The sequence below is a fragment of the Kineococcus glutinatus genome (assembly GCF_039542765.1).
Classification (GTDB): Bacteria; Actinomycetota; Actinomycetes; order Actinomycetales; family Kineococcaceae; genus Kineococcus_A; species Kineococcus_A glutinatus.
Map to the genome: position 1 here is coordinate 1 of NZ_BAABIL010000885.1, position 944 is coordinate 944.

Genomic DNA, 944 nt, shown 5'->3' on the forward strand with positions numbered 1-944 from the left:
CGGGCGGTGACGAGGCCGATGCCGCTGTTGGCGCCGGTGACGACGGCGGTGCGGCCGTCGAGGCGGGGCAGGTCTGCTGCGGTCCAGCGGGGAGAGGTCATGGCCCCAATGTAGGCATCGCCAACAACGTAGTCAACGCCTACATCGGCGGTAGCCTGACGGCGTGCCCGCTCCCGCCCGCCGCGGCTACCACCACGGCGACCTCCGCTCCGCCCTGCTCGACCGCGCCGGCGAGGTCGTGCGCGAACGGGGGGCCGCCGCCCTCTCCCTGCGCGAGCTGGCCCGCGACCTCGGCGTCAGCCACGCCGCCCCCAGCCGGCACTTCCCCGACCGCGACGCGCTCCTGGACGCCCTCGCCGTGCGCGGCTTCGAACGCCTCGGTGCCGCGCTCGCCGCCGGTGCCGCCCCCACCGAGCCCTTCGCCGAGCCCCTCGCCGCGTCCTCCGCGGGGTCCTCCGCGGGGTCCTCCGCGGGGTCCTCCGCGGGGTCCTTCGCGGGGCGGCTCACCGCGCTGGCGGAGGCCTACGTCCGCTTCGCCGCCGACGACCCCGAGCTGCTGTCGCTGATGTTCGCCGCCAAGCACGCCCGCGGTGCCACCCCCGAGCTGCTGGCCGCCGTCGAGCGCGCCTCCGGGAGCGCGGCCGCCCTCGTCGCCGAGGGCAGGGCGGCCGGCCTCGTCGCGGCGGGCGCCGAGGAGGTCGCGGTGACCGCGCTGCTGGCCACCGTGCACGGCTTCGCCTCCCTCGTGGCCAGCGCGTTCCTGCCCGCCGAGGCGGTGCACGACGTCCTCGGCGACACCCTCGCCGTCCTCGTGCGCGGGCTGGCCGCACCCCGCTGAGCCCGCCGCGCCCCCGAGGAGCTCCGCGGCTACGGCCGCAGCAGCACCGTCCGCCGCAGCGGGAACAGCCACCCCGGATCGGGTGCGTCGCCCTCGGCCAGGCCCG

Annotated in this window: 1 protein-coding gene and 1 pseudogene; one reads left to right on the forward strand and one right to left on the reverse strand. The window is 78.3% G+C overall.

The window, feature by feature from the left end:
• A pseudogene (locus ABEB16_RS22340) lies at window positions 1-101 on the reverse strand (oxidoreductase); the annotation flags it as partial.
• 62 nt (window positions 102-163) lie between these two features.
• On the opposite strand from ABEB16_RS22340, the gene ABEB16_RS22345 reads away from it, so the two are divergent.
• A complete protein-coding gene (locus ABEB16_RS22345) occupies window positions 164-838 on the forward strand; it encodes a TetR/AcrR family transcriptional regulator (protein WP_345714349.1) in 675 nt (224 codons plus the stop codon).
• Window positions 839-944 lie beyond the last annotated feature (106 nt).